Source organism: Bacillota bacterium (assembly GCA_018818595.1).
GTDB lineage: Bacteria > Bacillota_I > Bacilli_A > Izemoplasmatales > Hujiaoplasmataceae > JAHIRM01.
Map to the genome: position 1 here is coordinate 142,457 of JAHIRM010000013.1, position 21,469 is coordinate 163,925.

22 protein-coding genes and 1 other annotated feature are annotated in these 21,469 nt (G+C 31.8%); of the genes, 17 read left to right on the top strand and 5 right to left on the bottom strand.

All coding sequences use genetic code 11. The annotated features are described in order from the left end of the window. Entirely contained in the window at window positions 1–1,443 is a 1,443-nt protein-coding gene (gene proS / locus KJ971_03330) for a proline--tRNA ligase (GenBank protein MBU1144875.1), read from the top strand. A 30-nt stretch (window positions 1,444–1,473) separates the two neighbouring features. On the opposite strand, the gene KJ971_03335 is transcribed toward proS, so the two are convergent. Next, window positions 1,474–2,010 (bottom strand): FumA C-terminus/TtdB family hydratase beta subunit, encoded by a 537-nt coding sequence (locus KJ971_03335; protein ID MBU1144876.1) that lies wholly within the window; start codon window positions 2,008–2,010, stop codon window positions 1,474–1,476. After that, window positions 2,007–2,855, bottom strand: coding sequence for a fumarate hydratase (locus tag KJ971_03340; protein ID MBU1144877.1), 849 nt, complete (start codon window positions 2,853–2,855; stop codon window positions 2,007–2,009). Before KJ971_03340 ends, KJ971_03335 begins: the two co-directional genes overlap by 4 nt. 193 nt (window positions 2,856–3,048) lie before the next feature. On the opposite strand from KJ971_03340, the gene KJ971_03345 reads away from it, so the two are divergent. The 9 genes from KJ971_03345 (at window position 3,049) to KJ971_03385 (ending at window position 13,725) form a co-directional block, all read left to right on the top strand. Then, on the top strand, window positions 3,049–3,897 hold the full coding sequence (locus KJ971_03345; protein ID MBU1144878.1) for a DegV family protein: 849 nt from the start codon (window positions 3,049–3,051) through the stop codon (window positions 3,895–3,897). Between the two features lie 105 nt (window positions 3,898–4,002). Next, window positions 4,003–4,446 carry a hypothetical protein gene (locus KJ971_03350; GenBank protein ID MBU1144879.1) on the top strand — a complete coding sequence of 148 codons (444 nt, stop codon included), beginning with the start codon at window positions 4,003–4,005 and terminating at the stop codon, window positions 4,444–4,446. Further along, entirely contained in the window at window positions 4,430–6,268 is a 1,839-nt protein-coding gene (locus KJ971_03355) for an ABC transporter ATP-binding protein/permease (protein MBU1144880.1), read from the top strand. The genes KJ971_03350 and KJ971_03355 overlap by 17 nt, the downstream gene beginning before the upstream one ends. Continuing rightward, window positions 6,265–8,163 carry an ABC transporter ATP-binding protein/permease gene (locus KJ971_03360; GenBank protein ID MBU1144881.1) on the top strand — a complete coding sequence of 633 codons (1,899 nt, stop codon included), beginning with the start codon at window positions 6,265–6,267 and terminating at the stop codon, window positions 8,161–8,163. Before KJ971_03355 ends, KJ971_03360 begins: the two co-directional genes overlap by 4 nt. 162 nt (window positions 8,164–8,325) lie before the next feature. Next, on the top strand, window positions 8,326–9,630 hold the full coding sequence (gene rimO / locus KJ971_03365) for a 30S ribosomal protein S12 methylthiotransferase RimO (protein MBU1144882.1): 1,305 nt from the start codon (window positions 8,326–8,328) through the stop codon (window positions 9,628–9,630). A 14-nt stretch (window positions 9,631–9,644) separates the two neighbouring features. Continuing rightward, window positions 9,645–10,574 carry a DUF368 domain-containing protein gene (locus KJ971_03370; protein MBU1144883.1) on the top strand — a complete coding sequence of 310 codons (930 nt, stop codon included), beginning with the start codon at window positions 9,645–9,647 and terminating at the stop codon, window positions 10,572–10,574. After that, entirely contained in the window at window positions 10,564–11,379 is an 816-nt protein-coding gene (locus KJ971_03375) for a radical SAM protein (protein ID MBU1144884.1), read from the top strand. The genes KJ971_03370 and KJ971_03375 overlap by 11 nt, the downstream gene beginning before the upstream one ends. Next, on the top strand, window positions 11,373–12,545 hold the full coding sequence (locus KJ971_03380) for an amidohydrolase (protein ID MBU1144885.1): 1,173 nt from the start codon (window positions 11,373–11,375) through the stop codon (window positions 12,543–12,545). Before KJ971_03375 ends, KJ971_03380 begins: the two co-directional genes overlap by 7 nt. 4 nt (window positions 12,546–12,549) lie before the next feature. Beyond that, complete coding sequence (locus tag KJ971_03385; GenBank protein MBU1144886.1) at window positions 12,550–13,725, top strand: amidohydrolase; 1,176 nt, start codon at window positions 12,550–12,552, stop codon at window positions 13,723–13,725. Between the two features lie 26 nt (window positions 13,726–13,751). Here KJ971_03385 and KJ971_03390 read toward each other — a convergent pair whose 3' ends face one another. After that, window positions 13,752–14,252 carry an inorganic diphosphatase gene (locus KJ971_03390; GenBank protein MBU1144887.1) on the bottom strand — a complete coding sequence of 167 codons (501 nt, stop codon included), beginning with the start codon at window positions 14,250–14,252 and terminating at the stop codon, window positions 13,752–13,754. Window positions 14,253–14,394: 142 nt separating this feature from the next. Between KJ971_03390 and KJ971_03395 the strand changes: the two genes are divergently transcribed. Then, window positions 14,395–14,832 carry a hypothetical protein gene (locus KJ971_03395; protein MBU1144888.1) on the top strand — a complete coding sequence of 146 codons (438 nt, stop codon included), beginning with the start codon at window positions 14,395–14,397 and terminating at the stop codon, window positions 14,830–14,832. 3 nt (window positions 14,833–14,835) lie between these two features. Beyond that, complete coding sequence (locus KJ971_03400) at window positions 14,836–15,102, top strand: HPr family phosphocarrier protein (protein ID MBU1144889.1); 267 nt, start codon at window positions 14,836–14,838, stop codon at window positions 15,100–15,102. A 31-nt stretch (window positions 15,103–15,133) separates the two neighbouring features. On the opposite strand, the gene trpS is transcribed toward KJ971_03400, so the two are convergent. After that, window positions 15,134–16,135 (bottom strand): tryptophan--tRNA ligase, encoded by a 1,002-nt coding sequence (trpS, locus tag KJ971_03405; protein ID MBU1144890.1) that lies wholly within the window; start codon window positions 16,133–16,135, stop codon window positions 15,134–15,136. A 32-nt stretch (window positions 16,136–16,167) separates the two neighbouring features. Further along, window positions 16,168–16,352, bottom strand: a binding site (T-box leader). A gap of 14 nt (window positions 16,353–16,366) precedes the next feature. Beyond that, window positions 16,367–18,130 carry an oligoendopeptidase F gene (gene pepF, locus KJ971_03410; GenBank protein ID MBU1144891.1) on the bottom strand — a complete coding sequence of 588 codons (1,764 nt, stop codon included), beginning with the start codon at window positions 18,128–18,130 and terminating at the stop codon, window positions 16,367–16,369. 110 nt (window positions 18,131–18,240) lie between these two features. Between pepF and KJ971_03415 the strand changes: the two genes are divergently transcribed. The 5 genes from KJ971_03415 (at window position 18,241) to KJ971_03435 (ending at window position 21,469) form a co-directional block, all read left to right on the top strand. Then, window positions 18,241–18,693 carry a Spx/MgsR family RNA polymerase-binding regulatory protein gene (locus KJ971_03415; protein MBU1144892.1) on the top strand — a complete coding sequence of 151 codons (453 nt, stop codon included), beginning with the start codon at window positions 18,241–18,243 and terminating at the stop codon, window positions 18,691–18,693. Window positions 18,694–18,829: 136 nt separating this feature from the next. After that, window positions 18,830–19,840 carry a type I glyceraldehyde-3-phosphate dehydrogenase gene (gene gap / locus KJ971_03420; protein MBU1144893.1) on the top strand — a complete coding sequence of 337 codons (1,011 nt, stop codon included), beginning with the start codon at window positions 18,830–18,832 and terminating at the stop codon, window positions 19,838–19,840. A 55-nt stretch (window positions 19,841–19,895) separates the two neighbouring features. Further along, window positions 19,896–20,507 (top strand): VTT domain-containing protein, encoded by a 612-nt coding sequence (locus KJ971_03425; protein ID MBU1144894.1) that lies wholly within the window; start codon window positions 19,896–19,898, stop codon window positions 20,505–20,507. A 95-nt stretch (window positions 20,508–20,602) separates the two neighbouring features. Continuing rightward, window positions 20,603–20,905 carry a PadR family transcriptional regulator gene (locus KJ971_03430; protein ID MBU1144895.1) on the top strand — a complete coding sequence of 101 codons (303 nt, stop codon included), beginning with the start codon at window positions 20,603–20,605 and terminating at the stop codon, window positions 20,903–20,905. A 15-nt stretch (window positions 20,906–20,920) separates the two neighbouring features. Continuing rightward, window positions 20,921–21,469, top strand: a complete 549-nt coding sequence (locus KJ971_03435) for a DUF1700 domain-containing protein (GenBank protein MBU1144896.1) — start codon at window positions 20,921–20,923, stop codon at window positions 21,467–21,469.

Sequence of the window (21,469 nt, forward strand, 5' to 3'; positions counted from 1 at the left end):
ATGGGACAACAAAAAGATAAGTTAGTTAAAGAAATTACGAGTAGAGATGAAGATTTTGCACAATGGTATACTGATGTCTGTAAAAAAGCAGAATTAATGGATTATACAGATGCAAAAGGATTTATTATCTACCGACCATACGGATACGCATTATGGGAAAATATTCAAAAATTTCTTGATATAGAATTCAAAAAAACAGGACATGAAAATGTGTATATGCCTTTGGTCATTCCGGAATCTCTATTTCTAAAAGAAGCAGAACATGTAAAAGGATTTGCTCCCGAAACCGCAATTGTGACGATTGGTGGCAATGAAATTTTACCAGAAAGGCTTATTATTCGACCTACTTCTGAAGTTTTATTTTGTGATCACTATTCAAAAATCGTTTCATCCTATCGAGACTTGCCAAAAAAATACAATCAATGGTGTAGTGTTGTTAGATGGGAAAAAACAACCAGACCTTTTTTGAGAGGATCAGAATTTTTATGGCAAGAGGGGCATACCATCCATGCCACTGAAGAAGAAGCAAGAGCAGAAACACTCGGGATTTTAGATATTTACAAATCACTTGGAAGTGAACTATTAGCTATTCCTTTTGTGACAGGCAAAAAAACGAATAAAGAAAAGTTTGCTGGTGCAGAAGAAACATACACTATTGAAGCGTTGATGCATGACGGAAAAGCATTGCAAAGTGGAACAACACATTTCTTTGGAACGGGTTTTGCTAAGGCATTTAATATTAATTTCCAAGATAAAGATAGTATTTTGAAACCCGTTAATCAAACATCTTGGGGTGTTTCAACTAGACTAATTGGTGCAATCATTATGGTTCATGGTGATGACTCAGGGCTTGTATTACCTCCTCGAGTTGCACCGATTCAAGTTATCATCATACCTATTCAATCACAAAAAGAAGGGGTGCTTGAAGCAGCAAAAAGCATATTTGATTCACTCTCAGAAAAAGGAGTTCGTGTTAAAATCGATGATTCAGATAAATCTCCTGGATGGAAGTTTTCCGAATCCGAGATGAAAGGAATTCCTATAAGAATTGAAGTTGGACCTCGTGATCTTGCGAAAGGCGAATGCATTATAGCGAAACGATATAATGGAGAAAAAATCACAATTAAATTAATTGACTTATCCATTCAAATTCCTTTATTATTACAAGAAATTCATGAAAAAATGTATCAAAAAGCGCTTGATAACGTTTTTTTAAATACAAGACCAGCCTATACTTATCAAGAATTTAAACAAATTTTGGAATCAAAACAAGGATATATAAAAATGATGTGGTGTGGAAATCAATCTTGCGAGGATTTAATCAAAGAAGAAACCTCAGCCACAGCGAGATGCATTCCTTTTCACCAAGAGCATTTGACTGATAACTGCCCTGTTTGTGGAAGAAAAGCAGAGAAATTAGTTTATTTTGCAAAAGCATATTAAAAAAACTACCTAAAAAGAAGACGTGTAAATTTACACGTCTTTTTGAATGAATATGTCTCCACCAAAACTATCATATGCGACAATAACTGGAAAGTCTTCTACCAAAAGTTCATAAATAGCTTCACTTTGAAGTAAGGGATATGCTAGTAATTTAGAAGATTTAACGGTTTTTGATAATTTAGCACCAATGCCTCCAGTTGTAATAAAATAAATGGCTTTATTTAGTTTAAGATTTTGCTTAAAGTCATCGCTTCTGTTTCCTTTTCCAATCATCATTTTTAAACCATGTTCCATTAAGACTGTACTAAATGGATCCATTCGGTAACTTGATGTTGGTCCGCAAGATCCAATAACCATTCCAGGTTTTGGAGGAGTAGGACCAACATAATAAATGATTTGATTTTCAAAAGCAAAAGGAGTTGGTTTGTTTTCTTGAATAGTTTGTACTAATAATTGATGTGCAGCGTCTCTACCTGTGTAAATGATGCCTGTAAGAAGTATTTCATCTCCAGCTCTAAGTTGTAACCTAGTTTTTTCATCAATAGGGGTTTTAATTTTTATCATCATTCACCTCTCAAAATCATTTTTTTCTTTCTTGCAGAATGGCACTGAATATTTACAGCAACGGGCAAAGAGGCAATATGGCAAGGAAAAGAATTCACCTTAACAGCCAAACAAGTTGTATTTCCTCCAAGTCCCATTGGACCAATATTTAGTTGATTCACTTCATCTAAGAGCTCAGTTTCTAGCTGTTGATCTATTGGTAGATGTGCATGATCGTCTAAATCTCTAAATAAAGCTTCTTTTGCCATTAATGCAGCTTTTTCAAAATTGCCACCTATACCAATTCCTAATATAATGGGAGGACAAGATTTTCCTCCAGCCAATTTTACGGTTTCTAAAATAAAGTTCTTTACGCCTTGAATTCCAGAAGCAGGAGTCAACATTACTAAACGACTCATATTTTCACTGCCCGCACCTTTGGGTGCGATTTCAATTTTTAATGTGTCGCCTTTCACCAACTTTTGGTGAATAATAGCAGGAGTATTATCTAAAGTGTTTTGTCGTATCAAAGGATGATTGACAACTGATTTTCTCAAATATCCTTCTAAATACCCTTGGCGAACGCCTTCGTTTATAGCATCTTCAAGATTGTAATTTATTTCGATTTCATTTCCGATTTCAAGAAAAACAACAGCGATTCCTGTATCTTGACATAAAGGAATATGCTCATTTTTGGCGATTTCTTGATTTTCAAGAATTTGAGATAAAGTTGATTTAGCAAGTTTGAAAGTTTCGTTTTCAAAACTGATTTTTAATCTATCAATCAAACATTGATCTAAAGAAATTGCGGAAGTCATTATCATTTCTTTTACAGATTGAATTAGCAATTCTTTTGGTATTTTTTTCATGCAATCACCTCAAAAATATTATATCATTTTTCATTAAAGTTATAAAGCAGTTAATGATTAAGTTATAGCAAATCAGCAATTGTATTTATTTCTAAACTGCTTGTATCCATTATAGTGCATTTTTGTAAAATAATCTATTTTATATTTACTTTTACTATGGATTTATATATAATGATTTCAGTAGGTGACTAATTTGAAGAAAATAAAATTAATTTCTGATAGTACTTGTGATTTGTCTTCTGATTTAATAAAAAAACTTGATATTGATATTGTTCCACTTTATGTGAATTTTGTAGAAGAGTCATATTTTGATGGAGTGAACTTAACAACGGCTAAAATGTACGAACTTGTGAAAAAAAAGGGTTTGTTGCCTAAAACCGCGGCAGCATCACCTGGTGCATTTTATGAAATTTTTGAAAGGTATCTAAAAGAAGAGTACCAAATAATATATTTAGGTATTGGTTCAAAATTCTCTGCTACTTTTTTAAGTGCTCATTCCGCAAAAAAAATGTTGGAATCAGATGACATTTTTTTAGTGGATTCAGAGAATTTATCTTCAGGCTCTGGTTTGTTATTGCTAAAAGCTGACAAATTCAGACAAGAAGGAAATGACGCTCAAACCATAGTAAATAAACTTCTAGAGATTGTTCCAAAAGTAAGAAGCCAATTTGTTATTGATACTTTAGATTATTTATATAAGGGCGGCAGATTAAATGCTCTCTCTGCGTTTATGGGAACCATGTTAAAAATTAAACCAATTATTAAAGTAAGAGATGGCGTAATGGTTGTTGGAAAAAAGGCTAGAGGAAATATCAATCAAGGTATTAATTTGTTAATTAAAGAAGTCATGGATTTAAAAGAGGAAATTGATTCAGATTTTCTAATGGTGACTCATTCAATGGCACATAAATCTTATGAATACATATATAATGAAATCCACGATAAATTGCCCATTAAGCACATATATGAAACAGATGCTGGGTGTGTTATTTCTAGTCATTGTGGAGAAGGAACTATTGGAATTTTGTATATTTTAAAATAGGGAAAGAACTTACATAAATTGTAAGTTTTCTTTTTTAAAATTATTAGTTGACATCGCAACTAAATAGATATATACTTAAAAGTGATATTTAAGAAGGTGGTCTAAATGATTAATAAATATGAGCATTTGATTAATAAATTTCGTCATCGTTTTTTAGATGATAGTCTAAAGAATATTGGCATTAATGGACCTGCAGGGCCTTATTTAATTAAAATTAGTGAAGCAAAAACAATTAAAATGAATCAAATCATTGTTCACTCTCCATTTCACAAATCACATACAACTAGAGCAATAAATGAGCTTAAAGATTGTGAGTTGATTATAAAAGTGAAAGATCCAGAGGATCAAAGAAGCTTTATACTCTCTATTACAAAAAAGGGAGAATTAATCGCGGATAAAGTTATAGAAATTCTTCGCAAGTGGGATGAATTAATTTTGAGTGCATTAAACGAAGAGGAAAAACAAATGATGCAAGTCATTACAGAGAAAATATATATGAAAGTGAAAGAACACTTCGAGGAGGATTTGCTTGATGAAAAAAATGTTTAAATTTTTAAAACCATATTGGTTCCAAGTTTTTATTATCTTTATTTTAGTTTCTATTACTTCTATGGGAACTCTTCTTTTGCCAGATTATATGCGTATAATCATTGGTCAAGGAATCACAGCTGAATATCAAAGTTTAGATCCAATATCAGGGGAATATATCGTTGTAGAAGAATGCGATGTTTTAGAAAACCCCGATACCTGTAAAATTATCCAAAAAAGTGATTTTGGTATTATCGCAAAATATGGAGTAATCATGATTGGCGTTACGCTTGTATCATCGGTTGCGGCCATTATTTTAATGTATGTTTCGAGTAATGTTGCAAGTAACACCGGAAAAGATATTAGACGAGATCTATACAAGAAAATTAATCAATTTTCGATGGCAGAAGCAGAACAATTTGGCACATCCTCTTTGATTACAAGATCAACAAACGATGTAGTTCAAATTCAAAACTTTTTAATCATGGGGTTAAGAATGTTTTTACGAATTCCAATCTTCTTTATTGGTGGAATTATTATGAGCGTTCGGATTAGCAAAGAATTAACTGGAGTTCTTATTTTGGGTGTTCCAGCATTAATTATATTGATTGTTGTAACGTTTATTTTAGTTTTACCTTTATTTAAAGCTTTACAAAAGAAAGTTGATAAGCTCACTCTTGTCACAAGAGAAAGCATCAACGGAGTCAGAGTTATTCGTTCTTTTGGTCAAGGAGAAAAAGAAGTTAAACGTTTTCAAAATGCAAATGCTGATTTAACATCCACAACATTAAAATCAGGAAAAATCATGTCTATGTTAAATCCTGCTGTCAACTTAATTTTTAATTTTGTAATCTTAGGCATCTTATATCTTGCATTTACTTTTGTATCAACTGGTACATTTGGAGATTATCAAAGTTTGGCTAATGTGTCAGCTGTCATTCAATATTCTACCCAAATCATGTTTAGCTTATTAATGCTTACCATGACCTTTATTATGTACCCTAGAGCTGAAGTGTCAGGAAAAAGAATACTTGAAGTTTTAGAAAAAGAAATTGTCATAAAAGATGAAGGCAACCCTATTTACGACGATTTAGATATCACTGGAAAAATTCAATTTAACGATGTTTGTTTCAAATACGCAGACGCCGAAAAGAATGTGTTAGATCATATTTCATTTGAAGCAAATCCAGGAGAGACCATTGCAATCATCGGATCAACTGGGTCTGGCAAATCGACCATTATCAATTTATTGCCTCGCTTTTTCGATGTTACGTGTGGAAGTGTCACGATTGATGACATAAATGTATCTGATTTTACGTTGCATAAATTAAGATCAATCATAGGCTTTGTTCCACAAACTGCTACCTTATTTTCAGGAACCATTAAGGAAAATATTGGATATGGGAAAGAAGATGCGACCTTTGAAGACATTCAATATGCCGCAAACATTGGACAAGCTTCTGAGTTTATAGAAGAAATGGATTTAAAATATGATTCTGTAGTAGAACAAGGCGGAGTTAATTTCTCTGGAGGACAAAAACAAAGAATATCGATTTCAAGGGCTCTAATTAGAAAACCTAAAATCTATATTTTTGATGATAGCTTTTCAGCTTTAGATTTTAAAACAGATGCAGCTCTTCGTAAGGCATTAAAAAAAGAAACCACAGACGCAACCGTCATCATTATTGCTCAACGAATCGGAACGATTATGGATGCAGATAAAATACTAGTAATTCAAGAAGGAACCATTGTTGGAATGGGAAATCATCGTGAATTGTTAAAAACTTGTGAAGTATATAAAGAAATTGCTCTTTCTCAACTTTCAGAGGAGGAACTAGCATGAAAAAAAATGACCAAGTAAAAAATAATATTGAGCAACAATCTCAAATCCAACAATCAAAAAAACCTTCTCCAAACAGAGAACATGGTCCTGGAAGTGGAATGCCACTTGGGCGCCCTGCAGAAAAAGCTAAGGATTTTAAAGGAACCACAAAAAGATTGATCAAGTTTTTAAAACCACAATTACCTTTACTTATTTTAATGATATTGTTTACAATTATTATGACAATATTTTCTGTTATTACACCTAATTATTCAAGACAAATATTAAATACAATGCAAGGAATGATTAATGGGTCTGCCGATGCAGACAGCATTTCTTTAATTAAGACATTCTTTTACATAATCATCTTATTGTATGTATTTAGATTTATATTAGAGTTGATTTCGTATTTAATTGGAAATTCTGTAAGTGCCACAATTGGTAAGAACTTTAGAAATACATTAAGAGATAAATTAGAAACATTACCGATTCGATATTTTGATTCAAAACAAACAGGAAATATTTTATCGGTGTTTTCAAACGATGTTGAAGTAGTAACAAGTTCCATTCAACAAAGTTTAATACAAATTATTCAAGCTATTCTCTTAATCATAGGAGTTCTAGCTATGATGTTTTATATATCATGGGAATTGACCATTATTGCATTAATTGTTTTACCACTTTATATCCTAGCGACAACTTTAATTGCAAAAAAATCACAGTCTAAATTTATTCGCCAACAAAAACAACTTGGAAATTTAAATGGATATATTGAAGAGATGTTTACCGCTTTAAAAATAGTAAAATTATTTGGTAAAGAAAAAGATTCCTTTAATAAATTTCAAAAGATAAATGAAGGATTAGCCACTGAAATGAAAGGTGCTCAATTCTTAAGCGGATTGATTCGTCCCATTATGGAGTTCATTTCAAATATAGGATATGTAGCCGTTGTTATTGTGGGTGGAATTCTTGCTGGAGCGACAAATCCTTTATTAATTGGAGACATCACCATCTTTATTTCTTATCAAAGAAGTTTTGTCAATCCAATCTTAAATCTTGCTAATATTGTCAATATGCTTCAATCTACCATTGCTGGAGCAGAACGTATTTTTGAACTTTTAGATGCCGATGAAGAAACACTTGAAAAGAATTTAAAAGAGTTTGATAACGATCATTTTCAAGGACATGTTGAATTTTCTAATGTAGATTTTTCCTACAGTAAAGACAAAGATTTAATCAAAAATCTAAATCTTGAAGTTAGTTCAGGAAAACAAATCGCCATCGTTGGTCCAACTGGTGCAGGAAAAACAACTCTAGTTAATTTATTAATGCGTTTTTATGAAATTGATAAAGGAGAAATCAAAATTGATGGAATTTCATCAACGGATGTAAAAAGAACAACATTAAGATCTCTCTTTGGAATGGTTTTACAAGATACATGGTTGTTCTCAGGTTCCATCAGAGAAAATGTTTCTTTTGGAAAAGAAAACGCCACATTAGAAGAAGTGATTTCAGCATGTAAACAAGCTCATGTGCATCATTTTATTGAGACAATGCCACAAGGATATGATACAGTATTAAATGAAGATGCATCGAATATTAGCCAAGGTCAAAAACAACTTTTAACCATTGCTCGTGCTATTTTGTTTAATCCTAAAATTTTAATCTTGGACGAAGCAACTTCATCAGTAGATACTAGAACGGAAGCCTATATCCAAAACGCAATGACTTTCATGATGGAAGGTAGAACAAGTTTTGTGATTGCACATCGACTTTCGACGATTAAAAATGCTTCAACCATTCTTGTAATGGATCAAGGACAAATTGTCGAGCAAGGAACTCATAAAGAACTATTAGAGAAATCAGGAGTTTATGCTGAATTGTATTACAGTCAGTTTTTAAATGCAACAACTTAAAGAGGAGGATATCCTCTTTTTTCTTTTAAAATTCTAAAAAAAAGCGTATAATAATAGAGATATAATCTATTAATAATCTCTTTTATACTATAAATAATGTAAAGAGAACAAATCGGATAGAAAGAAATGGTATTATAGAGTTTGGAACTGCGAGGATAAATTATGAAAGTAGGATTAATCTCACTTGGATGCGCTAAAAATTTAGTGGATTCTGAGATGATTTTAGGTATTTTAAAAGAAGCAGGAATCGAAATTGTTTCTTCTCCAGAAGAAAGCGATGTAATTATTATAAATACATGTGGATTTATCGAATCAGCAAAAGAAGAAACGATAAACACTATTTTAGAAATGAAAGAATTTGGAAAAAAATTAATCGTATGTGGATGTTATGCTGAGCGTTATAAAGAAAAATTAAAGGTAGAAATGCCTTTTATTGATCGAATCATCACTTTAAAAGATTATCCAAAAATTCATCTAATATTGCAAGAAGAATTTATGGATAAAGCCTTAAAATTCATGCCATTAAGATATGAATCAAGAATGCTTTCAACATCTTCAAAAACGCCATATGTGAAAATCAGTGAAGGGTGTAACAATCGATGTACTTATTGTGCTATTCCGTTAATTCGTGGAGGATTTCGATCAAGACCATTTTTAGAAATTATTAATGAGTGCAAACTCTTAATTAAAAATGGTGCAAAAGAAATCAATTTAATTAGCCAAGACACCACAAGATACGGATCCGATTTTTCGCCAAATCATGAAAGTTTACTTGCAAGCCTTATGGAAGAAATTGCTTCTCTTAATGGAGTCGTCATGGTTCGGGCTCTGTATCTATATCCAGATGAAATAACGCCTGAATTACTTCACACAATCAAAAATAATCCTAAAATCGCATCTTATTTCGATATACCAATTCAACACATCTCTTCGTCTGTATTAAAAGCAATGAACCGAAGAGGAAATGAAACGCTTGTGAAGGAGTTACTTTATAAAATTAGAACGATGATTCCCGATGCAATCATTCGCTCTACTTTGATTGTAGGATTTCCAGGAGAAACAGAGGCTGATTTTGATCAGTTATACCATTTTGTAGAAGAGTTTCAATTTGATCGTTTAGGCGTTTTTGCTTATTCGAAAGAAGAAGATACTAAAGCGTTTCATCTAGACAATCAAATTGATGAAAATATCAAGCAAGACCGACTACATCAAATTATGAAATTACAAAAGAAAATAGCGAAAAAATTAAATAAAGAACAAATCGGCAAAGTGCATCATACGATTATTGAAGCCTATGATGAGGAATCTAAATTTTATTATGGTAGGAGTTATGCGTTTGCTCCTGATGACGTAGATGGATATATTGTTTTTATGTCAAAAGTGCCTCTATCTATTGGAGACGACATCGATGTTTTAATTACAGATGTTTTTATGTATGATTTAATTGGAGACGCTCAAATCTTATAAAAAGGGAGAATACTATGTTTATTGAATTAATGGTTAAAGGATTTATAATCGGAATAGCTTTTATTATCCCTGGAGTAAGCGGAGGGACTTTAGCAATTTATCTTGGAGTATACGATAAATTGCTGCAATCAATTGGAAATATTTTTAAAGAGTTTAAAAAAAGTGTTGCCTATCTCTTTCCTATTTTCTTAGGAATTGGATTGTCCGTTGTCGTTTTAGCAAAACTGTTAGGATTTTTAATCCAATGGAATTCGTTTATAACACTTTTATTTTTCATTGGACTCATTTTTGGAGGAATTCCTAGCATTTTAAAAAAAGTAGGAAAAGAAAATGCAACTGTCTCAGGATATTTAGCTTTCTTCATTGCTTTTGGAATTGTGCTTTTGCTTTTAATGAGTCAATTATCTCAAACCGGAATTGGAATTGCTCATTTTGATATGACATTGATGAACTTTTTACTTTTAATCTTGCTCGGAGCCATTTCATCCATTACAATGATTGTTCCTGGGATTTCAGGATCTGCACTTTTAATGGCGTTAGGTTTTTATACAGCAATAGTCACAAATGTAATAGGAAATGTATTTGATTTTTCTGTAATAGGATATAATTTATACGTGATTATTCCATTTGCAATAGGTGCCGCTTTAGGAATTATATTGTTTAGTAAAGTTATTGTTTTCTTTTTAAAGGAGTATCCAAAAGAAACCTATTTAGCAATTGTTGGATTTATTCTAGCCTCTGTTGTAGTAATCTTCTTAGAGATTAGAGACCCAAGTACTGGTGGAGTATTTACAGATCAATTGCCCATTTATAATTTCCTTTGGAATTTTATTAAAACGAATGTATTATCCGTTATTTTTGGCGTTTTAAGCTTAGTGCTAGGCGTTTTTTCCGCAACGTTATTAGTAAAATTGGAGTTTAAACTCAAAAAAAATGAAAGTTAAAACCATTCAAGCAAAATCATTTATGACAAAGACAAACATTGGAGGATCTGATTTTACTTGCAATCCATTTATTGGTTGTCAACACGGTTGTATCTATTGTTATGCAAAATACATGTTAAATGGAAGAGATACAAACGAGATTTGGGGATCTTTTGTCGAGGTAAAACAATATTTAAACCACAATATTCCAAAAGGTACTGGAAGCAAAAATTTGATATTTAGTAGTGCAACTGATCCGTATCAACCAATCGAAAAAAACGTTGAATCTGTAAAACACATTTTAGAAGATATCGTGGAAAGTGATTTAAAAGTATCGATTTTAACGAAATCTGGTTTGATCGTACGAGACATTGATTTACTGTCCAAAATGAAGAACGTTGAAGTTGGATTTAGCATTGCTTTAAACGATGAACTCGCGAAACAGATTGAACCAGGAGCTAGTTTGCCTTCCGTTCGAATAGAAGCTTTAAAAGCCTTAAAAGAAAGAGGAATTAAAACTTACGTATTCATTGCACCAATCATTCCTATTTTAACGAATGTGTTTCAAATTATTGATAGTACAAAAGATTTTGTTGATTATTATATGTTTGATTCCTTGAATTTAAAACATCCAGACAATCAAAAAAATATTTTTCAATTTATTAATCAGTATTTTCCTGATTTATTAAAAGATTATCAAGATATTTTTATCCACAGAAATAGTCCATATTACAACTCTTTGAGAGATGGGATTATAGACTATGTTAATAAAAATAATATTCAAATAAGATATATCTACGATAGAAAAGAGGAACGAAGATGGTAAAAAAACAAGATGTACTATATTTAGAGCCTTACATTATAGAAAAAAGAAGATACTTGCATCAACATCCAGAAACTGGTTTTGAAGTGAAGGAAACACATGACTATATCGCAAAAGAGTTAACAGATTTAGGAATTGAGACCATTTTGCACGTAGGTAAAAATTCACTCATCGGATTAATCCATAACGGTAAAGGGCCAATTATAGGACTAAGAGCAGATATGGATGCTTTGCCTTTAGAAGAACAAAACGACGAATTAAGCTATAAATCCATTCACAAAGGAATCATGCATGCATGCGGTCATGATAGTCATTCTGCGATGCTTTTAGGAGCCGCCTCCTATTTACAAACCCATAAGGATTTGTGGAAAGGAACGGTTAAACTGATTTTTCAAGAAGCGGAAGAGGGACCAAATCCTGGCGGGGCATATGAAATTGTACGTTCCAATCTATTAAACGATGTGGATAGTTTTTATGCTTTTCATGTATCTTCCGAATTTGAATCAGGAAAAATTGCCACTAAAAAAAATGCTACATTTGCATCAGCAGATACGATTAAAATGACTCTTCATGGAAAAGGATGTCACGCTGCTTATCCCCATTTAGGAATTGATCCTATTATTATGCAAGCAGAAGTTATCTTAGGGCTTCAGTTGATTCGCTCAAGGATACTAAATCCTTTAGAACCTTCCGTAATAACCATTGCAAAAGTAGTATCAGGAACGACTCATAATATCATTCCAGATATTGCCTATTTAGAAGGCACAGTTCGAACCTTTTCTGTTGTCGTTAGGGAAAAAATCAAGTTAGAAATTGAAAAAGTATTAAAAAGTGTGACTGAAAAATATGGTGGGACTTATGATTATTCTTATATTTATGAATATGACCCCGTCATCAATACCCCATCAGAAGTAGATTACATCGAAAAAGTTGTTCATCAAACACTTGGAAATAATGTTTTTACTTTGTTAGATAGACCTTCAATGGGGGCAGAAGACTTTTCAAGATACATCCAATTAAAACAAGGTTGTATGATGTGGCTTGGAACCAGAAAAGATGAATCAACTTCTTTTGGTCTTCATCATCCCAAATTTAATCTTGATGAAAAAGCGTTACTAAATGGTTCGCTTCTATTCATAAATTTAGTTTTAGCATATGAGAAAGGGTGAAATAATGTATTTAATTAAAAACGCAAATCTTATTAGTATGAAAGACATCAATTACGAAATCACAGATATTCTACTTGAGGGTAAGACGATTAAAGCTATTGGAAAATTAAATGAAAAGGATTATCCAAATGTTTTAATCATTGATGCCAAAGGGAATTATGTGACTCCAGGAATTGTCGACCCACATTGTCACATTGGAATATTTGAAGAGGCAATTGGCTTTGAGGGCGCTGATGGAAATGAAATGACAAATCCTGTTTTACCAGAACTTAGAGCAATTGATGCAATTAAACCTCAAGATGTAGCCTTCCAAGAAGCTCTTGAAGCAGGAGTAACAACCGTTTGTACTGGTCCAGGTAGTGCAAATGTAATTGGAGGTACGTTTTGTATCATGAAAACAAAAGGCACTACCATTGATGATATGATTGTAAAAGAAGAATCTTCAATGAAAATGGCTTTAGGAGAAAATCCAAAAAGAGTGTATAACTCTAAAAGTCAAACGCCTCAAACCAGAATGGCTTCTGCAGCACTTATTAGAGACGCTTTAATGAAAGCCAAAGAATATAAAGTGAAAAAGGATAAATATCAAGAAGATTTAGCAAATGGAAAAGAAGGAATTGTGAAACCAGAATCCAATATGAAATGGGAATCTCTTTCAAGAGTATACGATGGCTTTTTAGTTAAAATACATGCTCATCAACAAGATGATATCGTGACCGCCATTCGCATTATTAATGAATTTGGATTAAATGCGACAATCGAACATGCAACAGAAGGTTATTTAATTACTGATTACTTAGTGAAATATAATCAAAGAGTAATCATTGGGCCAACTCTTGGTTCAAAATCAAAATATGAACTTCGAAATAAAACGTTTAAAGCTGCAAAGATTTTATCCGATGCAAAAGTAGAATTTGCCATTATGACCGATCATCCCGTTATCCATTTAGCTAATGCTTTGACTCAAGTTGGATTATTTGTCAAAGAAGGTTTAAGTGAATTAGAAGGATTTAAAGCCGTCACAATCAATGCGGCCAAAATCAATGAAATTGATAGCCAAGTTGGAAGTATTGAAGTTGGAAAAGATGCTGATATCGTTATCTGGGATGGACATCCTTTACATTACTTAACAAAAACAAATTATGTTTTCATCAATGGAGCCATTGCGTTTCAACGTTAGAAAAAAAACACGGAATTTTCCGTGTTTTATTTTTTGTTTTGTTCTTCAATGAAGGCTTCTTGGTATTTATCAATTAAGTTTATGGCATCTTGTTTTGGATAGTAATCCAATACTTCGACGTGATGACCTGGTTGTAATTCTTTATAGTTTCTAAAGAATAATTTGATTTCTTTTAATTGCAATTCTTTAAAATCTGTTATATCTTGAATGTCTTCAAATCGAGGATCTGCATCCACGACTGCAATTAACTTTTCGTCGTGCTCTCCAGAATCGTACATATCCAAATATCCTACCACTCTAGCATCTACGATACATCCTGGAAATGTTGGAGTAGTCGCAAGAACCAATATATCCAAAGGATCTCCATCTTCCGCTAATGTTTCTTCAATAAATCCATACTCAGCAGGGTAAGTCATTTTTGAATACAGTACTCGGTTCAACTTAATTCGATTCTTTTTTTTGTCAACTTCATATTTGTTTTGTGTACCCATAGGGATTTCAATAATAGCTTCGATAACTTTTGGCATGAGTTCTCCTTTTATCTTTCTCAATGATTATATCGTATCTGAATTCTTTTTTCAAGTTAATGATACTGAATTATTATTTTTTAAGATTTAAGAATATTATTTTTTAATTTTATGATAAAATATAGAGTAAGAGGTGGTTTCATTGGTTTATTATAGCTTCTTTTTGATAGGAATCAATATAACAATTCATAACATATCTTTTGCTATAGTAGGAAGTTCATTTTCCGATTTTTTACTTCAAAATTTAGGATGGTGTATCTTACTTATCTTTTTGCTTTTTGCAATAATCTTTTACATTATTTTTAGAAAAAAGAAAAATAGCAAGGTTGATATTATGAGTAATGATAATATCGAAGCAATTCTTAACTGTTTTGGAACCTTAGAGAACATCGTTTCTTGCTCACTTGAAGGATCGAGATTAAAAGTACTGACAAAAGATATCAGCAAAGTGGATTTAGTATCCATAAAAGCGTTAAAAGCTCAAGGTATTTTTGTTTCAGGCAACCAAGTAAAATTGATATTTTCTTTTGATGTACATCCGCTTGTTGATTATATAATAAATCAAAAAAAGGAGAAATGAACAATGATTGAATCTAAATTTAAAATTGGGTACCCTCTTGGACTTCACGCAAGACCTGCGACAATGTTGGTAAGTAAAGCCAATAGCTTTCAAGCCGAAATGACAATTGAATTTAATGAAAAAAGAGTAAATTTAAAATCAATCATGGGAGTACTGTCATTAAGTGTACCTCAAAACAAAACGTTTATCATTACATTTAATGGTAGAGATGAAGAAGAAGCTTCTCAAGCAATCAATCGAATTATTAACGAAATCAATTTAATGAAATAAACGAAGGGCATCTGTAAAAGATACCCTTTTTTTATTTTCTTTTTCTACCAAGCCCAATTTTTTGTTTGCATTTTTCTAGCTTTCTAAAGGCAAATTGAGAAGCAACTTCTTTTCCTTTGTCTAATATTTCATCTACAATAGAAGAATTAATGATTTCAGTATATCGTTTTTGTAAAGGAATCAGTTCTTTTACAACTAAATCTGCTAAATCCTCTTTAAATTCTTTATAACCTAGATTTTTGTATTTTTTGACAATATCGTCAATTTCTAAACCTGTCAAAGAAGCATAAATATTCAATAAATTTGCAATACCCGTTTGATGAATTGGATCATATTTTACAATCCCTAACGAATCCGTAACAGCGGATTTTATTTTTTTTACGATGACATTTTCATCATCAAATAAAGAAATATACCCTTTATCTGATTCATCTGATTTACTCATCTTTTTATCAGGATTTTGTAAATCCATAATTCTCGCACCAACTTTTGGAATTAAAGGAGTTGGCACGATAAAGAAATCTCCATATCGATTATTGAAACGAGTGGCAATATCTCTTGTAAGTTCTAAATGTTGTTTTTGATCTTCTCCCACGGGGACATAATCAGCATCATATAATAAAATATCAGCTGCCATTAAGGATGGATATGTAAACAACGATGCAGTAATTCCGCTTTCTTGTTTTTTGGATTTATCTTTAAATTGCGTCATTCTTTCTAATTCACCCATATAAGTAAAGCATTGCAAAATATATCCAAGTTCAGCATGTTCTTTTACTTCAGATTGGATAAATAATATTGTTTTTTCTTTGCTTAAACCAGCAGCTAAATAGATAGCAATGATGTCTTTTGTTCTTTTCCTCAGTTCTGAAGCGATTTGAGGAGTGGTAATAGCGTGCAAGTCTGCCACAAAAAAGTAAAACTCTGCATCGGGCATTTCCCTTTGCATTTTAACAAATACTTTAATTGCGCCCAAATAATTTCCTAAAGTCAATGTTCCTGTAGGTTGAATTCCTGATACGATTTTTTTCATAATTTTCCCTCCAATAAAAAAATCGCCCTTAAATAAAGGACGATTTAACGCGGTACCACCTTTGTTCTAGTTTACACTAGCACTCATTCCTTTAACGCAGGATTACGGATGGGATTAGCATCACTCACTGGTCCATTCATCCTATTTTCCTTGTTCTCACCTACCACAAGGTCTCTTGTTTTTTCCTAGGATTACTATTTCAGTTCATCGTTTTGATATATTATATCACTTCTAATTTTGTAATTCAACCTCTAATTGATCAACTAATTCAGTTAATCGATTTACAACAGCCATAAAAGCGTCTTGTTTGGTTAAATCCACTCCAGCATCCATCAATTGTTTGATTGGGAAAGCACTTCCACCGGATTTCAAGAGTCCAATGTATTTGTCAAATGAACCACTAACGCCATTTTTAACATCTTCATAGATTTTTAAAGAAGCAGCAAAACTCGTTGCGTATTGGTATACATAAAATGGAGTATAGAAAAAGTGAGGAATGTATGCCCATACGAAAGGTTTCATGTCTTCTTTTTCAATATTGATGTCATAGAATTCTTTATATAGGTTTATCATAATGTTTGATAAATTATCGGCTGTGATTGGTTGACCAGTTTCAACTAATTTATGAGCTTCCAGTTCATAAATGGCAAAAAGAGTTTGTCTGTAAAATGTTGAAAGAATATCATCAATTGCTCTTTGTAATAATGAAATTTTTTCATTTCTTGAAGCTTTGCTTTCCTTTATAAAATAATCGAGAAGATTATGTTCGTTAAAAGTAGAAGCAACTTCTGCCACAAAAATAGTATAGTTTTGCAAGGAAGAAGGTTGTGTTTCTGCAGCAAACATGGAATGAATGGAATGACCTGCTTCATGAGCAACCGTAAATACATCAGGTAATGATTTCGAATAATTTAGTAAAATGTAAGGATGAAGATTAGGCATAGAGGAAGAATAAGCTCCTGTTCGTTTGCCTGGTTGTTCAAAGACATCCACAAAACCATCTTTTAACACATCTTTTGCTTTTTCTTGGAAATAATTCGGAAAATGAGAAATGGAATTAAAGAATAATTCTTTTGCTTCTTCGAATTCATATTCTTTATCCGAATGTGCAAGATCTAAAAATCGATCATATGTATGATATTCTTCTAATTTCAATGTTTTTTTGACAAGTTGAATGTATTTTTTGATAGGAGCAGTATTATTTCTTGCGACACTGGCAAGAGATTGATAAACTTCAACAGGAATGGCATTATTAAATAAGTAACTTTGAACACAACTTTTATAATTTCTTGATTTCATAATTGCATAATCATTTAATAACACGTTTTTATAAATGCTAGCATAAGTGTTTTTATGCATTTCGTAATAAGAAAAAACAGCTTCAAAGATATCTTTTCTTTCAGAAGGATTTTCACTTTTTTTAATGAAAGAACGATAATTGCTATTTGAGATTGTTACAATCTCGCCATTGTCTAACATGACATCTTGATTTTCCATATCAGCAACGGATAAAGAACCATACAAATCTCTGCCAGAATCAGCTAATTGATTAAAATTAGCTAATAAAGCTTCTGCTTGATCATCTAAAATATGTGCTTGACGACGGAACAGTTTTTCAAAGGAAAAGCGAAATTCTTCCAGTTCAGGATTTCCTTCAACAAATTTCATAACTGTATCTTTGCCAAGCTTAATTAGTTCTGGCTCTTCAAAAGAAATGGATTCTTGAAATTTTGAGTAAAGGATTTGAATTTTTTGTAATTGGCTTGCGTTATTCATGTCTTTTTTATTTAAGTCGCTTTTTAAACTAGCATATTGATAAGCTCTAAGTCCATAATTTTCCATATCCTTTTGTAATAGAAAATATTCTTTAAAACTTAATTCATTACCTAATTTGCCTTTATAGGTTGAAAGTAAAGTAATAACTTCAGCTGTTTTTTGAACAGCCTCTTCAAAAGCTTGATCATTTGGGAATAAATAAGATAAATTCCAGTTCATAAATAAAAAACCTCCTATCATTGTATGAGATTATTATAACATCATTTTTTAAAAAAGTAGAACAAATTTGTATCTTTATGGTATAATACAACGAGGAAAGAAGGGAAAAAATGATAACATTATATACAAGTTCAAGTTGCTCTTCCTGTCGGAAAGCTAAAAAATGGCTTGAAGAAAATCAAATACCTTATAAAGAAAAAAATATCATTGGTATTCGACTAACGCGAGATGATATTATCAATATGCTAAAATTCTCTGAAAACGGATTCGAAGACATTATTTCAACCCGTTCTAAAATATTTAAAGATAGTAATTTAGATACAGATGAAATGAGATTTGGAGAATTAGCCGATTTTATTATTCATAACCCCACGATTTTAAAAAGGCCAATTATCATCAATGACAAAATTATGCAAACGGGATACAACGAAGACGAAATTAGAGCTTTTATACCTAGAAGATTTCGCGATAATGTGATTTGTCAAGAGTGCGATGATGATTGTGAATACAAGCGTTCGATTAGAGAAGCATTAGCAAAAGCAAATAGAACAAGAACTTTATAATTTAAAAGATGGAAAACTCCATCTTTTTTTCTTGAAAGCGTTTTAATGACAGAGATATGTTGATAAAACTTGGTTTTTCGTGTAGAATAATAGGGAAGAATATAATTTATATTAAAAATATAGGAGGAAATAGAATATGTCAGTAAAAGTTGCAATTAATGGATTTGGAAGAATCGGTCGTTTAGCATTTAGAGTTATGTTTGGTAATAGTGATTTTGATATTGTTGCAATCAATGATTTAACAGATGCAGAACAATTAGCTTATTTATTAAAATATGATAGCAGTCAAGGAAGATATGGAAAACAAGTATCTTTTGAAGGCAATTATTTAATTGTTGAAGGAAAGAAAATTCCTGTTTATGCTCAAAAGAACCCTGCAGACCTTCCATGGAAAGATCATTCAGTGGATGTAGTATTAGAATGTACTGGATTCTTTACTTCAAGAGAAAAAGCAATGCTTCATTTACAAGCTGGTGCAAGAAAAGTCATTATTAGTGCTCCTGCAAAAGAAAAAGATGTTCCAACAGTCGTATTTGGCGTAAATGAAAATTCTTTATCAGGAGAAGAAACAATTATTAGTGCAGCTTCTTGTACTACAAACTGTTTAGCTCCAATTGCAAAAATATTAGATGAAAACTTTGAAATCCTAAGAGGGTTCATGACTACAGTTCATGCTTATACAAACGATCAAGCTACTTTAGATGTTCCTCATTCAAAAGGCTTTAGATCACGTAGAGGTAGAGCAGCAGCTGCAAATATCGTTCCAACTACTACTGGAGCTGCAAAAGCAGTAGCACTTGTTTTACCACAACTAAAAGGTAAAATGGATGGATTAGCTTTAAGAGTTCCTGTTATTACTGGTTCCATTGTAGACTTAGTGGTTGAACTTAAAAAGAAAGTTACCGTAGAAGAAATAAACGCCGCTGTAAAAGCTGCAGAGTCTGAAGTGGTTGGTTATACAGAAGATCCAATCGTATCAAGCGATGTCATTGGCATTTCTCAAGGAACTATGTTTGATGCATCTAGTACAATCGTAATGGAAGTAGATGGAAAACAACTTGTTAAAATATTAGCATGGTATGATAACGAAGCTTCCTTTACTTGGCAAATGGTTCGTACATTAAAACATTTTGCGGAATTGATTTAAACCAAAGCATCCGGCAGGATGCTTTTTTCTCATGATATAGAAAGAAGGAACCCTTTTGACTTTTCTTTTAGATTTACTTGATAAACTTCAACAATTTATTTTAAGCAATATCTGGTTTGCACCGCTTGCTGCGGTGTTTTTACCATTTTTAGAAGCCGTAATTCCTTATTTACCATTAACCATGTTGGTAGCTTTTAATTTAACTATCATGGCAAGTGCTTATGGAACGGTTCAAGGAACCGTCTTAACCATTCTTCTTTCTACATTAGGCTCTTTTTTAGGAATGTTTTTGATATTTGGAATTATTCGTTCAACGTTTGGACCATATTTTGTAAAAAAAGTTGAAGATCATAAATACGGTAAAAAGTTTTTAAATATGGTGTCTGGACCGAATGTGTGGTTGGTTCTCATTATTTTATCAAATCCTTTTTTACCATCTTCTATTTTGAACTATGCCATTTCTCTTACTAAAATAAAAGTTTCAAAATATATATTTTTAACCATTACGTCTAGATTAATCATTGTCATGTTTTTAGTGTTTTTAGGATCAGTATTTGATATTCAAAATCATCCAATCAATGCTTTATGGTTTATTCTGATTTATCTTGTATTATTTGGAATATGGATGTTGTGGACTAAGTTAAAAAAGAACAAAGAATCGATTTAAAAAAACTCACTTAAAAAAAAGTGATTTTTTTTTAAAATAATTGTTGACATTATATACTATGTATTGTATAGTATTACACATAGGGAGGTATTCGCATGGACAGTCAATTAAAAAAAGGTTTTTTAGAACTTCTTGTGTTAGCGTCCATAAAATTTGAAGACTCTTATGGTTATTTAATTGTACAAGAAGTTTCCAAAGTACAAGATGTATCCGAGTCGACGCTTTATCCAATTTTGAAAAGATTAGAAATACAAAATTTAGTTAGTACGTATCAAACCATTTTCAATTCAAGAATTCGGAAGTATTACAAAATTACAAAAAGTGGGTTACAAAAACTAAAGGAATCAGAATCAGATTTTGTAGAAATGAAACAAATTTATGACTATGTTTTACGATAAGAGGAGGATTTTTAAATGAAAAAAAATGATTTTATAAAGAATTTAAAATTACAATTAGAATTTTTAGATAAGTCAGAAAAAGAAGAAATTCTAAGTTACTACGAAGAGTTAATACAAGATGCAATAGATAATAACGAAGGAGAAGAATCTTTTATCCTAAGTTTGGGAAGAATTGATGATTTAGTAAAAACCATCAAAACTGATGAAACCTTTATTCAAAAAGTAAAAGAAAAACGTGAATTCTCCTTGATAAATGCTTTTGGGGTTTCGGTTCGAATTATTGGATACTTTCTATATGCAATTTTATTCATAATCGTCGTATCTGTTGGGTTTAGCTTTGCTGTTTCAGGGATCGCAGTTTCAGTTCAAGCGATTATTCAATACATTCTTGAAAGTTCAAAACCAGTTTCAATACAACTGATGTATCTGGGACATTTCACAGTGGGAGTGGGATTCTTACTATTAGGAATTGGATTGATTCAATGGTTTTTCGATCAAGCAAAAGATTGGTTAAATCAAATTATGCGCAAAGTTCAATCATGGCAAAAAAGGGAAGGTGTTTAA

Excerpts from the sequence above, each read along its gene's own strand:
- KJ971_03380 (MBU1144885.1), top strand. The coding sequence starts at position 11,373 with ATGGTAAAAAAACAAGATGTACTATATTTAGAGCCTTACATTATAGAA.
- KJ971_03430 (MBU1144895.1), top strand. The coding sequence starts at position 20,603 with ATGGACAGTCAATTAAAAAAAGGTTTTTTAGAACTTCTTGTGTTAGCG.
- rimO (MBU1144882.1), top strand. The coding sequence starts at position 8,326 with ATGAAAGTAGGATTAATCTCACTTGGATGCGCTAAAAATTTAGTGGAT.
- KJ971_03335 (MBU1144876.1), bottom strand. The coding sequence starts at position 2,010 with ATGATGATAAAAATTAAAACCCCTATTGATGAAAAAACTAGGTTACAA.
- gap (MBU1144893.1), top strand. The coding sequence starts at position 18,830 with ATGTCAGTAAAAGTTGCAATTAATGGATTTGGAAGAATCGGTCGTTTA.
- KJ971_03415 (MBU1144892.1), top strand. The coding sequence starts at position 18,241 with ATGATAACATTATATACAAGTTCAAGTTGCTCTTCCTGTCGGAAAGCT.
- KJ971_03340 (MBU1144877.1), bottom strand. The coding sequence starts at position 2,855 with ATGAAAAAAATACCAAAAGAATTGCTAATTCAATCTGTAAAAGAAATG.
- KJ971_03400 (MBU1144889.1), top strand. The coding sequence starts at position 14,836 with ATGATTGAATCTAAATTTAAAATTGGGTACCCTCTTGGACTTCACGCA.
- pepF (MBU1144891.1), bottom strand. The coding sequence starts at position 18,130 with ATGAACTGGAATTTATCTTATTTATTCCCAAATGATCAAGCTTTTGAA.
- KJ971_03370 (MBU1144883.1), top strand. The coding sequence starts at position 9,645 with ATGTTTATTGAATTAATGGTTAAAGGATTTATAATCGGAATAGCTTTT.
- KJ971_03385 (MBU1144886.1), top strand. The coding sequence starts at position 12,550 with ATGTATTTAATTAAAAACGCAAATCTTATTAGTATGAAAGACATCAAT.
- proS (MBU1144875.1), top strand. The coding sequence starts at position 1 with ATGGGACAACAAAAAGATAAGTTAGTTAAAGAAATTACGAGTAGAGAT.
- KJ971_03360 (MBU1144881.1), top strand. The coding sequence starts at position 6,265 with ATGAAAAAAAATGACCAAGTAAAAAATAATATTGAGCAACAATCTCAA.
- trpS (MBU1144890.1), bottom strand. The coding sequence starts at position 16,135 with ATGAAAAAAATCGTATCAGGAATTCAACCTACAGGAACATTGACTTTA.
- KJ971_03355 (MBU1144880.1), top strand. The coding sequence starts at position 4,430 with ATGAAAAAAATGTTTAAATTTTTAAAACCATATTGGTTCCAAGTTTTT.
- KJ971_03350 (MBU1144879.1), top strand. The coding sequence starts at position 4,003 with ATGATTAATAAATATGAGCATTTGATTAATAAATTTCGTCATCGTTTT.
- KJ971_03375 (MBU1144884.1), top strand. The coding sequence starts at position 10,564 with ATGAAAGTTAAAACCATTCAAGCAAAATCATTTATGACAAAGACAAAC.
- KJ971_03390 (MBU1144887.1), bottom strand. The coding sequence starts at position 14,252 with ATGCCAAAAGTTATCGAAGCTATTATTGAAATCCCTATGGGTACACAA.
- KJ971_03435 (MBU1144896.1), top strand. The coding sequence starts at position 20,921 with ATGAAAAAAAATGATTTTATAAAGAATTTAAAATTACAATTAGAATTT.